We start from the raw sequence: 13,854 nt of genomic DNA, 5'->3' as shown, positions 1-13,854 counted from the left end.
ATGGTAAAATATCACCGGAGAGCGTTTACTGAAGATATTGAAAGATAGCGATAAAACAGGAGGATAGGAAAATGAGTTATATGGACGAACTGAATTTCTGGTTAAATGATGATTATTTTGACCAGAAGACCAAGGAGGAACTTCTGGCAATCCGCAATAATGAAGCAGAAGTGGAAGATCGTTTTTACAAGGAACTGGAATTCGGTACCGGCGGCTTACGTGGTGTGATCGGTGCGGGAACCAACCGTATGAACGTATATACCGTTCGTAAGGCAACTCAGGGTCTTGCCAATTATATCATCAAGCGCGGTACACAGAGTAAGGGTGTGGCAATCGCATTCGACTCCCGCCGCATGTCTCCCGAGTTTTCCGATGAAGCAGCAAGATGTCTGGCAGCCAACGGCATCAAGGCATACATTTTTGAATCTTTAAGACCTACCCCGGAGCTGTCCTTTGCCCTTCGGACGTTAGGATGCACTGCAGGTATTGTAGTTACCGCCAGTCACAACCCTCCTGAGTACAACGGCTATAAGGTATACTGGGAGGACGGCGCACAGGTAACCGCTCCTATCGATAAGGACATCATTACCGAAGTACAGTCCATCAAGGATTATCATACCGTGAAGACCATGAGCAGAGAGGATGCTGTGGCAGCAGGACTCTATGAAGTGATCGGCAAAGAGATCGATGACAAGTACATGGCAGAGCTGAAGAAGCAGATCATTCATCCTGATGTGATCAGGGAAATGGCAGATGACATCAAGATCGTATATACTCCGTTATGCGGTACCGGTAACAAGCCGGTAAGGCGTATCCTGTCTGAGCTGGGATTCAAGCATGTCTATGTAGTTCCCGAACAGGAGAATCCGGATCCTGACTTTACCACACTGGATTACCCGAACCCTGAGGATCCCAAGGCATTTACCTATGCGCTTCGTCTGGCGAAGGAGAAGGATGCGGATATCGTTCTGGCAACCGATCCCGATGCAGACCGTCTGGGTGTGTATGCAAAAGATACCAAGACTGGCGAGTATGTGGCATTTACCGGTAATATGTCCGGCATGCTGATCGCAGAATATATCTTAAGAGAGAAGACTGCGACCGGTACCATGCCCGAGAATCCCGCACTGGTAACTACCATCGTTACCACCAACATGACCAAACCTATTACGCAGGCTTACGGCGTAAAGCTGATCGAGGTACTGACCGGCTTCAAGTTCATTGGCGAGCAGATCAAGCTCTTCGAGCAGACCGGCAGCAACAACTACGTATTTGGCCTGGAAGAGAGCTACGGCTGCCTGGCAGGTACCCACGCAAGAGATAAGGATGCGATCGTAGCAGTGATGTGTCTGTGCGAAGTAGCAGCTTACTGCAAGAAGCACAACATGACTCTGTGGGATATGATGGTATCCATGTATGAGAAGTACGGTTACTTCAAGGAGACCCAGTATACCATCACCATGAAGGGTATCGATGGCGCAAGACAGATCGCCGAGATCATGGAGAAGCTTCGTAAGAATCCTCCTAAGGCATTCGGAGATCTGAAGGTAGAGAAGTTCCGTGATTACCAGAACGATGTTATCATCGACATGGAGACCGGAGAGAAGACTACCACAGGACTTCCCAAGTCCAATGTTCTGTACTTCGAGCTTCCTGACAATGCATGGTGCTGTGCACGTCCTTCCGGAACCGAGCCCAAGATCAAGTTCTACATGGGTGTCAAGGGGACCAGCTTAGAGGATGCAAAGGCTAAGGTAGAGAAGCTGACCGAGGATGTAAAGGCAGTATTATAAGTGAGATTTTATAAATTAGTATAGTTTTTTAAGAGCGAATCGTCCGGACAGGGCGATTTGCTCTTTTGTAGCAACGGAGGTATCTGTGGCAAAGCTAAACAAGGCAAACCTTAAGAAAACTCTATATTATCTGCAACGTAACGGCCTGAGGGAAACCTGGATCTCTGTGAGGGAGCGCCTGACAGAGACAGACCGCTATTTTTTTGTGCCCTGTTCGGAAGCGGAACTGGAAAAGCAGAGTGACAGAAAATGGGACAATCCCATTACCTTCAGCATTGTGGTACCCCTGTACCGGACTCCGGAGACCTATCTGAAACGAATGGTAACAAGCGTTATGGTACAGAGTTATCCCCACTGGGAACTGATCCTGGCGGATGCCACGGAGGATCGCAGTGTGGAGGAGACACTAATGCAGCAGGGATTCCTGAAGGAGCAGCCGACGGATGGGGAGACAGAACCTGTCGCAGCAGATCCCAGGATCCGCTATGTGCATCTGAAAGAAAATGCGGGAATTGCTGCTAATACCAATCAGGCGCTTCCCTATGCGAAGGGAGAGTATATCGGTCTGCTGGATCATGATGATGTATTGACACCGGATGCGTTGTACGAAATGGCTGATGCGATCATCAAAGCATATGACAGAGGTGTCAAAGTCGCCTTCGCTTATTCGGATGAGGATAAGTGCGATGGAGAAGAGACCAGATACTATGATCCAAATCATAAAGAAAACTTTAATTACGATTTAATTTTAAGTAATAACTATATCTGCCATTTCCTGGTCATGGATGCGGAACTGATGAAGAGGCTGCGATTCCGACCGGAATGTGACGGCGCCCAGGACTATGATCTGGTACTGCGCTGTGTAGCGGAAGTGCTGACAGAGGGAGGGCAGACTGCGGAGAAGAGCATTCTTCATATCCCCAAAGTGTTGTATCACTGGAGATGCCACGAGGCATCCACGGCAGCCAATCCCCACAGCAAAAAATACGCTTACGAGGCGGGACTTCGGGCTCTGCGGGATCATGCCGCACTGCGGGGGATCCCTGCGACTGCCTGTGAGACCAGGCATGTGGGATTTTATCGTTTACAGTATACCGATGTATTACAGAACCGCCCGGATGTGGCAGCCGTGGGAGGCAGAGTATTGTCCGGGAAGACTGGCAAGATCATCGGCGGCAGAATGACTGCGGAGGGAAAGGTGTTCTACGAGGGGTTGCCGCAGGGATTCGGAGGATATCTTCACAGAGCGGAATTGTCCCAAGATGCGCAGGCGCTGGATCTTCGCTGTATTCGTATTCAGCCTTCCTGCCAGGAAGTATTCGAGAAAATTGTGGGAGTTCCGTATACTGAGATACGAAGACACCCGGGAGAGCAACCGGTATTCGATGTAACTGTACTGCCGTCAGGAGTGGACATCCGAACCTTAAGTCTGCAGTTGTCCGAAGCGTTACGGCAAAGAGGAAGATTACTCTATCTGCCGGAATATCCGGAGGAGTTTAAACCATTATGAGTGAAATAACGGTTGTTATACCAAATTACAACGGAATGAAATATTTGGCAGAGTGCATGACTTCTCTGTGCAGAGAGCAGCAAAATGCCCCCGGATATGAAGTGCTGATCATCGATAATGCTTCCGTGGACGGCAGCGTGGAATATCTGCAAAAGGAATGGTGTGGGGAAGGTGTGCGCCTGATATCTTTACCGGAAAACACCGGATTCTGTCATGCAGTGAATCTGGGGATCCGGGAAGCGAAGACACCATATGTGATCCTTCTGAACAATGATACAAAGGCAGAAGCCGGTTTTGTAAGAGGCTTATATGATGCTATCCGCGAAAATGAAAAGATATTTTCCGTCAGTGCGAAGATGCTGATGTGGGACAGACCGGAGCTCATCGATGATGCCGGAGACCGTTACTGCGTGCTGGGCTGGGTCTATTCCCGGGGGAAGGGACGACCGGCGGCGGATTATGATAAGTCTGTCCCGGTGTTTTCCGCCTGTGGCGGTGCCGCAATCTACAGACGATCCGTATTTGAAGAGATCGGTTATTTTGATGAAGAACATTTTGCCTATCTGGAAGATCTGGATATCGGCTACCGTGCCCGGATCTACGGCTATGAGAACCGGTATGAACCGAAGGCGGCTGTGCTGCATTATGGCAGTGCTTCCACGGGATCCAGATACAATCCCCGGAAAACGTTACTTGCGTCTGCCAACAGTATTTATGTGATCGGCAAGAATATGCCGCTTTTGCAGTGTATTCTGAACCTGCCGTTTTTTTTGCTTGGATTTGGCATAAAGTTTTTGTTTTTTTGTAAGAAAAGAATGGGAAAACTATATCTGAAGGGACTGGCAGCTGGCCTGAGAAGATCGGTGGGAACCACGGGAAGACAGCACAAAGTTCCCTTCCGGTGGCATCATCTGGGGAATTATGTGAAGATCCAGTGGCAGCTGTATTTCAATGTGTTTCGAATTCTTATGAAATCTTAAGAAATGGCTTCATAAATTCTTAAGTTGAGAAAAAAACATCGTTATTGTAGAATGAAATCGTTAAAAAGAAGCTTTTCAGACTTACAGATTGGGTGACCCATATGATAAAAGACAACCAGAAAGTCTTTAACAGGCTTCTTGTGATAATGGATGCGCTGATCACAGCCATATCCTTTGTCCTTGCCTATTATATCAAATTTTATATATTGAACGACGGTCCCGGAATCGGTGTCCTGCCTGTGCAGGAGTATTATAAGCTGCTTCCTTTTATTGTGCCCGGTTATATGTTTCTATATTACCGGTGCAGCGTGTATTCCCCGAAGCGAACCGTCCGCCGCAGACATGAGATTTACAGCATTCTGCAGGCAAATACCATCGGCCTGGCGGCATTGATCATTATACTGTATATGATCATCCGTGAGATCAACTTTTCGCGATCCGTCATGGCAATTTTTTATGTGCTGAATGTATTTCTGACTTCGGTATCCCGCATCATAATGAGAAAAGCGTTGCGGACACTCCGGAAAAGGGGATACAATCTGAAGCATATTTTGCTGGTGGGATATTCCAGAGCGGCAGAAGAGTATATTGACAGAATCTTAAGCAATCCCCAGTGGGGATATGTTGTATGCGGTATTCTGGATGAGCACATTCCGGGAGGGACTACCTATAAGGGAGTGAAAGTCCTGGGAACGTTGGGGAATCTGGAGTATATTCTTCCGGAGAACAAGCTGGACGAGATCGCGATCACGCTTTCTCTGAAAGATTATGATTATCTGGAAGGTGTTGTGGATATCTGTGAGAAATCCGGCGTGCATACGAAATTCATCCCCGACTACAGCAGTCTGATCCCCAGCAGACCTTACACGGAGGATCTCATGGGACTTCCGGTGATCAATATTCGGTATGTGCCGCTGACCAACACCGGAAATATGATGATCAAGAGAGCCATGGATATTGTCGGCTCCCTGTTCGGCATCATCATTACGTCACCGATCATGCTGTTGTCGGCAATTCTGGTAAAATGTTCCAGTCCGGGACCTGTGATCTTCAAGCAGGAACGGGTAGGACTTCATAATAAATCATTTTATATGTACAAATTCCGCAGTATGGCAATGCAGACTGCTGCGGAGGAGAAAAAGGGCTGGACGGTGCGAAACGATCCCAGAGTCACCGGAATCGGCAAGATCTTAAGACGAACCAGCATTGATGAACTTCCGCAGCTGTTCAACATCCTGAAAGGAGATATGAGCCTGGTGGGACCGAGACCGGAGCGCCCTCAGTTCGTGGAAAAGTTCAAGGAAGAGATCCCGAGATATATGGTAAAACATCAGGTGAGGCCGGGCCTCACGGGATGGGCACAGGTCAACGGTCTGCGTGGTGATTCTTCCATCAAGAAGCGGATCGAGTATGATATTTATTACATTGAGAACTGGACCCTCGGGTTTGACATTAAGATCATTCTTATGACATTTTTTACAGGATTTATCAATAAAAATGCTTATTAACACAAGGAGAAGACAAGATGGCAACAAATTCTAACTACAATGGCGGCAATGGTCAGAGACCAGCCGGAAGCGGAAGAAGACCTTCCGGAAATGGACAGAGACCTGCGGGACAGCGACCTGCCGGATCGAGACCTGCCGGCAACAGTAACGGACAGAGGAGAGTATCTGCCAAGCAGCGTGCTGCCAAGAAGAGAAGAAAGGTTATCATCTTCGGTGTAGAGATTGCGGTTATCCTGATCATGGTAGCAGTATTGTATCTGGTAATGACCCACACAAATAATGAAGGCCCCAAGGTAACGGTATTAGAGACGGAAGAGCTTCGGATTCCGGAAGAAGTACAACAGGACGAAGCAATGAAGGGGTATATGAACATTGCACTGTTCGGTGTGGATGCGACGAAGGACAGCCAGCTGTACAAGGGCAGCCGAAGCGACAGTATTATGATCGCCAGCATCAATATGGATACCGGCGATATCAAACTGGTCAGTGTATATCGTGATACGTATCTGAACATCGGCACGGACTCCTATCAGAAGTGTAACGCGGCTTATTCCTATGGCGGAGCGGAGCAGGCAGTTAAGATGTTAAACATGAATCTGGATATGGATATTACGAACTTTGTAACCGTAGGCTATAAGGGACTGAGTGAAGTGATTGACGGTCTGGGCGGTGTCTATATCGATGTGGACTCCGAGGAGATCAAGCATATCAATAACTACCAGATCGGTATTGCAGAGGTCTTAAAATGTGACTACACACCGGTAACAGAGACCGGAGTACAGCTGCTAAACGGTCTGCAGGCGACGGCTTACTGCCGTATCCGTTATACCGCAGGTAATGATTTCAAGCGTGCCGCACGTCAGCGTGAAGTGATCCAGGCGATTGAAGATCAGGCGAAGAAGGCCGATTACGATACTCTGTCCAAGGTATTTAACAGTGCCATCGATGATGTTTACACCAGCTTGGATTCCAAGGATATTCTGGATCTGCTGGCTAACATCACAAAATATCGTATTGTGGACGAGGGAGGTTTCCCTGAAGAGACCATGCGTGCCACCGGTAACATCGGTGCAAAGGGAAGCAGCGTAGTGCCTATGGATCTGGAGAGCAATGTTGTATGGCTGCATCAGTTCCTGTTTGATGATGCGAACTACACCGTAACCGACAGTGTAAAGGAATACAGTAGAAAGATTGCGTCCGATACGGCACCTTATCTGAATAAATAAGAAAACGAATTGACGAGGGAGTCTTCCGGAGAGCACCGGAGCTCCCTCGTGTCATATGAAAAAGTCTTGTGTAACAGACGGGGATAAAGTATAATAGACCAGAGATTGAGAAAGTAAGGAGCGCTCTGCAATGGAGATCGATGTGATCATTCCCCTGTATAAACCGGGGAAAGAACTATTTACATTATTAGATAAGCTTGACAGCCAGAGCGTGCCGGTACATGAAGTGATCCTGCTGAACACCGGAGAAAAATATTTTGAGCAGCTGATCTATGGAACCAGATTTCTGGAGAAATATCAGAACATTAAGGTATATCATGTCTCCAAAAGAGAATTTGATCATGGCGGCACCAGACGCATGGGTGTGAAAAAATCTTCCGCAGATATTTTTGTCATGATGACCCAGGATGCCATGCCGGCAGATGACAATCTGATCGAACAACTGACGGAACCGCTGCGGGATCAGGTGGCGGTATCCTATGCAAGACAGCTGCCGAGAGAAGATTGTGCACCGGTGGAATGTTATACCAGGGAATTTAATTATCCGGCACAGTCACGGATCAAATCCGCAGAAGATCTTAAGACATTGGGGATCAAGACATTTTTCTGCTCCAATGTGTGTGCGGCATACCGACGGGAGATCTATGAGGAACTGGGTGGATTCGTAAAACATACCATATTTAATGAAGATATGATCTATGCGGCGAAAGCGGTGGAAGCGGGGTATGCGATCGCTTATGCGGCGGATGCCCGGGTGATTCATTCCCATAATTATACCAATGTACAGCAGTTCCAAAGGAATTTTGACCTGGGGGTATCCCAGGCAGAACATCCGGAAGTCTTCGCAGCATATCCTTCGGAGTCCGAGGGAAAACGAATGGTGAAAGATGTGACAGCATATTTGCGGAAAAATCATATGTCCGGCAAGTTGCTCCATTTTTATATACAATGTGCCTGTAAATATGCAGGTTATCTATTAGGTAAGAACTATCGCAGGCTCCCCGGAAAATGGGTCCTTGCTTTTACTTCCAACAAAGAATACTGGAAACAGAACAGAAAGGATGTATGACTATGTGTGGTATCGTAGGATATATTGGAACAGAACAGGCAGCACCGATCATTTTAGACGGTCTGTCCAAACTGGAATACCGTGGATATGATTCCGCGGGTATGGCTATTTTTGATGGGGAGAAGATCAACACCAAAAAGGCTGTCGGGAGACTTAAGGTTCTGGAAAACCTGACACACGGAGGCGAGTCTATGAAGGGAACTTCCGGTATCGGGCATACCCGGTGGGCAACCCACGGTGCTCCCAGTGATATCAATTCCCATCCCCATATGAATAACGCCGGTACCATTGCTGTAGTACATAACGGAATCATTGAGAACTATATTCCACTGAAGAAAAAGATGCAGGATAAGGGGTATCAGTTCATCTCTGAGACCGATACCGAGGTACTGGCGCATCTGTTAGACTACTATTATAAGGGAAATCCCCTGGAAGCGATCACTAAGGTATTGCATCGTGTAGAGGGCTCCTATGCGCTGGGTATCATGTTTGCCGATCAGCCGGATAAGATCTTCGCTGCCCGCAAAGACAGTCCTCTGATCGTAGGCAAGAGTGAGAGCGGCAGCTTTATCGCATCTGACGTTCCCGCAATTCTGAAATATACCAGAACCGTATATTATGTAGATAATCAGGAAGTGGTGGAACTGAAGGAAGACGGTCTTAGATTCTTCTCAGTGGACGAAGAAGAGATCACGAAAACCCCCGTGACCATCGACTGGGATGCCAATGCTGCGGAAAAGGGCGGCTATGAGCATTTCATGCTGAAAGAGATCTACGAACAGCCGAAGACGATCAACGATACCATTTCTCCCCGTATCAAGGATAATGATATCGTCATCGAAGAACTGAATATGAGCGATGAGGAGATTCAGGAGATCACAAAGATCCATATCGTGGCCTGCGGTTCCGCATATCACACCGGTGTTACCGCAAAATATGTCATTGAAGGTCTGGCAAGAATCCCGGTAGAGGTGGATGTGGCCAGCGAATTCCGTTATCGTGATCCCATCCTGCAGAAGGGCAATATGGTCATTGTCATCAGCCAGTCCGGTGAGACGGCGGATACGCTGGCAGCTCTGCGGGAATCCAAGGAAAAGGGCTTCAAGGTACTGGGTATTGTCAATGTCGTCGGCAGCTCCATCGCCAGAGAAGCGGACAGTGTTATGTACACTTGGGCAGGTCCCGAGATCGCCGTTGCAACGACCAAGGCTTACAGTGCACAGCTGACCGCACTTTACATGCTGGCTATGAAGTTCGCCAAGGTGCGTGGAACCATTGACCAGGAGAAGTTCCAGAGTATGCTGACAGATTTAAGATGTCTGCCGGATCAGATCGAACTGCTGCTGGGACAGAAGGAGAAGATCCAGCATTTCGCCAACCGTTATGTGGGCGCAAGAGATATCTTCTTCATCGGACGTGGCATTGACTATGCGATTTCCCTGGAGGGATCCCTGAAGTTAAAAGAGATCTCCTATATTCATTCCGAGGCTTATGCAGCCGGAGAACTGAAGCATGGCACCATTTCCCTGATCGAAGATGGCACCCTGGTAGTGGCTTTGGCAACCCAGCCGGCTCTGTTCCAAAAGACCATCAGTAATATGGTAGAGGTAAAGGCAAGAGGCGCTTTTGTCATGGCGGTTACCATCGAGGGCAACAAAGCCATCGAGAAGGCAGCGGATTATGTGGTATACATTCCCGAGACGAATCCGTATTTTACCAATTCCCTGGCAATCATTCCGTTGCAGCTGTTTGCTTACTATGTGGCAGTGGGACGTGGCTGTGATGTGGATAAGCCGAGAAACCTGGCAAAATCCGTTACGGTGGAATAACAAGAAAAATCCGGAGAGGTGAAAACTTCTTCGGTTTTTTTGATCTTTCATAATTGCTTCAGAAAGTTATCACAATTCGGTCACATTTGGTGGATATACTATGTTCATAAGGTGAGAGGAAGAAATGGAAATAGTAAAAAATTTCTCACTTACAGATAGAATAGGAGGAAGCATTATGTACGAGAATGATAATTTTTCCGGTTACGAAACCGGAGATGAAAATACAACCGGTACATTCAGCGGAGTAAGCGCTGCGGGAAGTGCAAACGGTTACACCACATACCAGATGGGCGGAAGCACCGGTAGCAATACAGAACCTAAGAACCCCAAAAAGCATGGTGGTTATTTCCGAAAAGCTATGGTAAGTGTCAGTCTTGGACTTTTCTTCGGACTGTTTGCCGGCATCGGGTTCTATGCAGTACAGCAGGGCACCGGGATGCTTAAGACCGGTGCGGATACCGCAGTGGTAGATGAGGTCACTTCCGAAGCTGCAACAGAGAGCAGCCAGAGTACACCGCAGCTTGCGACCAACGTTACTTATGTAGAGTCTGATGTATCTGATGTGGTGGAGAAGGTTATGCCTGCTATGGTATCGATTGTGAATAACTTTACTGAGACAGCAAATGTCTTCGGACAGCAGTATACACAGGAAGAAGCAGCCAGCGGTTCCGGTATCATTGTAGGCAAGACGGATGATGAACTGCTGATCGTATCTAACAACCACGTAGTAGAGAGCGCAGATACGCTGAACGTTACTTTTATCGACGGCAGTGAAGCACAGGCACAGGTCAAAGGACTGGATTCCGATATGGATCTGGCAGTGATCGCAGTATCTTTAAATGATCTGAGCGATGATACCAAGAATGCCATTACCGTTGCTACTTTGGGCAGCAGTGATGACCTGAAGCTTGGTGAGCCGGTGATTGCTATCGGTAATGCTCTTGGATATGGCCAGTCCGTTACTAACGGTATCGTAAGTGCCCTGAATCGTGAGATCACTCTGGAGAACGGTGCTACCGGTACTTTCATCCAGACCAACGCAGCCATCAACCCCGGTAATTCCGGCGGTGCACTGTTGAACATGAACGGTGAGGTCATCGGTATCAACTCCAACAAGATCGGTGGTACTGCCGTAGAAGGTATGGGCTATGCAATCCCTATCACTTCTGCAAGTCCCATCATTGCAGATCTGATGGAGCGTCAGACCAGAACCAAAGTAGCTGAGGATGAAGTCGGTTATATCGGTATCTCTTCTCTGCAGGAAGTAACTTCCCAGATCTCTCAGATGTACAACATGCCGGAAGGTATCTATGTAGTATCCGTAGAGGAAGGCAGTGCAGCAGCGAATGCCGGTATCATGAAAGGTGATATCATTACAAAATTCGACGGCAGCAGCATCTCGTCCTACTCTGATCTTCAGAAGACATTACAGTACTATGCAGCCGGTGATTCCGCAACCATAACGGTACAGAGACCACAGAACGGTGAATATGTATCTGTAGAACTGAATCTGACACTGGGCAGCAGACCTGCAGACAAAAAATAAATATAGCGGTTCCCAATACCGAATATTGGAAAGACAGAAAACCCCCGGAAGATCGTCTGAATCTCCCGGGGATTTTGTTTAGAAAAACTTCACTTGTAGCAGTCATTCGAATTAGATATAATAAGCGTAGGCATGAGCAGTGCAAGGATCGTGGATTACGAAAACCGACTGCTTGCAGGCGGGATTACGTAAGACACGATACGTGTAGGGCGAAGCCCGGATATCGAGGTAGCACGAAGTGATACCGAGATAAGCACTGCGCAATAGACAAAGAGGAGAATAACATGACAGATAATTACAATGATGATTATAGAGAAGTGATTCCTGAGGAAGAGAAAACAGAGACCACTCTGAACGAAAAAAAAGATAACGAAAAAAATAGCGAGAACACACAGGTAGCGGATACTGCGGGTGAAAATTCCGCTGAGAAAAAGACAGAGGACAAAAAGGACAGCGGCGAGTACGAGGATGTCTGCTTCATTTGCCGCAGACCGGAGAGCAAAGCCGGCAGAATGTTCAAGCTGCCTAATCATATCTGCATTTGCGATGACTGCATGCACAAGACCATGGAGACTGTGAGCCAGTTCGACTACCAGGGCATGTTGAATAATCCGGGCGATCTGAACCAGTTCGGTGGACAGAACGGATTCCCCAACATCAGCTTTGTGAATCTGGCAGACCTCCAGGGAGACGGCGGCATCCCCAACAAGCAGAAACTCAAGAAGAAAAAGAAAGCCGAAGGTCCCAAACCTGTATTCAACATCAAAGATATTCCGGCACCTCATAAGATCAAGGCAAGCCTGGATGAATATGTAGTGGGACAGGAAAAAGCCAAAAAAGTCATTTCGGTAGCGGTATACAACCATTATAAGAGAGTAGCTACCGACACCATGGATGCGATTGAGATCGAGAAGTCCAATATCCTTATGATCGGTCCCACCGGTTCCGGTAAGACTTATTTAGTTAAAACACTGGCGAAACTGCTGGATGTGCCTCTGGCGATCGCCGATGCTACGTCATTGACGGAGGCCGGATATATCGGTGATGATATCGAGAGTGTAGTATCCAAGCTGCTGGCAGCCGCCGGTAACGATGTAGAGAAAGCGGAGAAAGGTATTATTTTCATTGATGAGATCGACAAGATCGCCAAGAAGAAAAATACCAATTCCCGGGATGTCAGCGGTGAAAGTGTACAGCAGGGCATGCTGAAATTATTGGAGGGTGCCGAGGTGGAAGTACCGGTCGGTGCCAATAGCAAAAATGCCATGGTGCCCCTGGCTACGGTGAACACCCGCAATATCCTGTTTATCTGTGGCGGTGCATTCCCGGATCTGGATGAGATCATCAAGGAGCGCCTGACCAAGACCGCATCCATCGGTTTTAATTCCGAACTAAAGGACAAATACGATAAAGATACCGATATCTTATCTAAGGTGACCGTAGAGGATATCCGTAAGTTCGGCATGATCCCGGAGTTCATCGGACGACTGCCTATCATCTGTACTCTGCAGGGACTGAGCAAGGAGATGCTGGTGAAGATCCTGAAAGAGCCGAAGAATGCCATTTTGAAACAGTACCAAAAGCTCCTGGAACTGGATGAAGTGAAACTGGAGTTCACGGACGATGCCCTCGATGCCATTGCCGAAAAGGCCATAAAACGTGACACCGGCGCCAGAGCCCTGCGTTCCATTATTGAGGATTTCATGCTGGATATCATGTACGAGATCCCCAAGGATGACAATATCGGAAGAGTCACCATTACCAGAGAATACATCGAAGGTACCGGCGGACCTATCATTGACATCCGCAGTAATGAGATCCTGGAGCCTGTGGAGAATCTGAAGCAGATTCCGGTGGAAGAGAAATAAATTGAAAGTTAGTGAAATACCACCCGGATGACTTTGTTGTCTTCCTGGGTGGTATTTTGGTTTTGCTGTTCCGATCTTTACCGCCTGAAATCTATTTTGTGCTGTATAAGCAGTAAGTTTGAAGTGATTTTCTTTTATAGTGACTGATATTTACTGCCGGAATGGAAGCATCCTATGCCGAAGCGGTAATTGTCAGAACGTTTTCATGAATTCTTCCATAAAAATACTGCTTGGATTTCTAAAAGCACTTTCAGGGCAGTAATATGCTTGCCCTACTAAGCAGGGAGTTAGCGAAACAGCCCCGTAGCCCTCTTTCTATTGCTTTGGTGAAAATCGCATCAAAATAGCAAAATCCGTACAAAAAAACTTCTAAATCAGGAATTTTTGTACGGAATTTCTTCATTTTGCACGCTTAGCGAAAATAACAGCTTTTTACATGGCAAAATCTCATGTTTTTGTATTTTTTTAGCAGAAAATGGTGTTTTTAATACAGATAGATCTCCCCGGGTGGCAGATGGCATCCGC

At 47.4% G+C, this 13,854-nt stretch carries 9 protein-coding genes; all 9 read left to right on the top strand.

Annotation, left to right across the window (positions count from 1 at the left end):
• The first annotated feature begins 71 nt into the window (after window positions 1-71).
• The 9 genes from H9Q77_RS13650 to clpX all read left to right on the top strand — a co-directional run bounded on the left by H9Q77_RS13650 (window position 72) and on the right by clpX (window position 13,329).
• Window positions 72-1,793, top strand: coding sequence for a phospho-sugar mutase (locus H9Q77_RS13650; protein WP_148447330.1), 1,722 nt, complete (start codon window positions 72-74; stop codon window positions 1,791-1,793).
• Between the two features lie 85 nt (window positions 1,794-1,878).
• Window positions 1,879-3,303, top strand: coding sequence for a glycosyltransferase (locus tag H9Q77_RS13645; RefSeq protein WP_249325888.1), 1,425 nt, complete (start codon window positions 1,879-1,881; stop codon window positions 3,301-3,303).
• Window positions 3,300-4,283, top strand: coding sequence for a glycosyltransferase family 2 protein (locus tag H9Q77_RS13640; protein WP_249325887.1), 984 nt, complete (start codon window positions 3,300-3,302; stop codon window positions 4,281-4,283). The genes H9Q77_RS13645 and H9Q77_RS13640 overlap by 4 nt, the downstream gene beginning before the upstream one ends.
• Before the next feature lie 101 nt (window positions 4,284-4,384).
• Window positions 4,385-5,791 carry an undecaprenyl-phosphate glucose phosphotransferase gene (locus tag H9Q77_RS13635; RefSeq protein ID WP_148447336.1) on the top strand — a complete coding sequence of 469 codons (1,407 nt, stop codon included), beginning with the start codon at window positions 4,385-4,387 and terminating at the stop codon, window positions 5,789-5,791.
• 17 nt (window positions 5,792-5,808) lie between these two features.
• Window positions 5,809-7,017: an LCP family protein gene (locus tag H9Q77_RS13630; protein ID WP_249325885.1), complete on the top strand. Its 1,209-nt coding sequence runs from the start codon at window positions 5,809-5,811 to the stop codon at window positions 7,015-7,017.
• Window positions 7,018-7,147: 130 nt separating this feature from the next.
• A complete protein-coding gene (locus H9Q77_RS13625) occupies window positions 7,148-8,086 on the top strand; it encodes a glycosyltransferase family 2 protein (RefSeq protein WP_118692455.1) in 939 nt (312 codons plus the stop codon).
• A 2-nt stretch (window positions 8,087-8,088) separates the two neighbouring features.
• Entirely contained in the window at window positions 8,089-9,915 is a 1,827-nt protein-coding gene (glmS, locus tag H9Q77_RS13620) for a glutamine--fructose-6-phosphate transaminase (isomerizing) (protein ID WP_249327167.1), read from the top strand.
• 175 nt (window positions 9,916-10,090) lie between these two features.
• Complete coding sequence (locus tag H9Q77_RS13615) at window positions 10,091-11,461, top strand: S1C family serine protease (RefSeq protein WP_249325883.1); 1,371 nt, start codon at window positions 10,091-10,093, stop codon at window positions 11,459-11,461.
• Window positions 11,462-11,745: 284 nt separating this feature from the next.
• On the top strand, window positions 11,746-13,329 hold the full coding sequence (gene clpX, locus H9Q77_RS13610; protein ID WP_249325881.1) for an ATP-dependent Clp protease ATP-binding subunit ClpX: 1,584 nt from the start codon (window positions 11,746-11,748) through the stop codon (window positions 13,327-13,329).
• Window positions 13,330-13,854 lie beyond the last annotated feature (525 nt).

It is taken from the genome of Simiaoa sunii, from assembly GCF_014337175.1.
GTDB lineage: Bacteria > Bacillota > Clostridia > Lachnospirales > Lachnospiraceae > Acetatifactor > Acetatifactor intestinalis.
The sequence above is the reverse complement of the archived record's forward strand: the minus strand, read 5'-3'. Positions and strand labels throughout refer to the sequence as shown.

What these genes read in the sequence shown, in the direction of transcription:
- H9Q77_RS13650 (WP_148447330.1), top strand. Translation starts at nt 72, where the DNA reads ATGAGTTATATGGACGAACTGAATTTCTGGTTAAATGATGATTATTTT.
- H9Q77_RS13640 (WP_249325887.1), top strand. Translation starts at nt 3,300, where the DNA reads ATGAGTGAAATAACGGTTGTTATACCAAATTACAACGGAATGAAATAT.
- H9Q77_RS13635 (WP_148447336.1), top strand. Translation starts at nt 4,385, where the DNA reads ATGATAAAAGACAACCAGAAAGTCTTTAACAGGCTTCTTGTGATAATG.
- H9Q77_RS13630 (WP_249325885.1), top strand. Translation starts at nt 5,809, where the DNA reads ATGGCAACAAATTCTAACTACAATGGCGGCAATGGTCAGAGACCAGCC.
- H9Q77_RS13625 (WP_118692455.1), top strand. Translation starts at nt 7,148, where the DNA reads ATGGAGATCGATGTGATCATTCCCCTGTATAAACCGGGGAAAGAACTA.
- glmS (WP_249327167.1), top strand. Translation starts at nt 8,089, where the DNA reads ATGTGTGGTATCGTAGGATATATTGGAACAGAACAGGCAGCACCGATC.
- H9Q77_RS13615 (WP_249325883.1), top strand. Translation starts at nt 10,091, where the DNA reads ATGTACGAGAATGATAATTTTTCCGGTTACGAAACCGGAGATGAAAAT.
- clpX (WP_249325881.1), top strand. Translation starts at nt 11,746, where the DNA reads ATGACAGATAATTACAATGATGATTATAGAGAAGTGATTCCTGAGGAA.